The following is an 853-nucleotide window of genomic DNA, read 5'->3' on the forward strand; positions in this document are numbered from 1 at the left end:
AATAAAAAGATTAAAGATGACACCACCAAACAATATACTTCTATGGCCAAGAGTGTTCTTTCATCCTTAAAGGATCGGCATCAAGAAGAACGTGTCGAAGCAGTAAAAGCTTTGAAATCCAATAAAGACTTATCCCAAAAAGATAAAGATGAAGCCCTGAAAAAATTAGATGAAAAGCATAAAGCTGAAATTGAAAAAGTCAAAGACGACAATGACCGCGTTAAGCAAATTATGAGTAATGCCTCTAAAGAAAAAAGAGCCCTTACTCGTGATGAAAAACGTGAAATTAACGAAATTAATGATCGTATGTATAATACAAAAATTAATAAAACGACCAAAAGTGAAGATGAAATAACCGCCATTAACAAGAGGCGAAGTAAGCAGCGTCATGATATTACCACAAAAGAAATGAATCAAACCATTAAAGCAGCCGAAAAAGAATTTAAAGATACGAAAAAAAATGCTGAGAAAAAACGTAATAGTAAAGTGCATAACGCTGAAGTACAATACAAAAAATTAGGCGTCATTTCCAAAGATGAATATAACAAAATTGTTAATAATGCAGACAAGGAAAGAGACAAAACCATCGAACAAGCTAGAAAGAAAAAAGAGGGTGTTATAAAGAATGCAACCCTCCAAAAAGATGAGTCCGTTAAAGCATCTAAAAAGCAAAAAGAGATAAACATTGAAAATGCTCAAAAAGAAACCCGTGGAGTAGGAAAAGCGTTTGAGGGTTTAAACAACTGGTTGAAGGGTGCGATTGGTTGGGTTAAACGTGTATTTGGAAATAAAGAAAAAACCTCTTCCCCACCTCAATTCAAACCCGGCAGCATTCCTGAAAATGCTAAAGGTA

1 protein-coding gene is annotated in these 853 nt (G+C 34.3%); it reads left to right on the top strand.

Annotated features, from left to right (window positions below):
* Positions 1 to 853, top strand: an 853-nt coding sequence (locus tag CVN76_RS01525) for a hypothetical protein (protein ID WP_157805446.1), incomplete at both ends; no start/stop codon positions are given.

The sequence above is a fragment of the Bacillus sp. mrc49 genome, from assembly GCF_002803435.1.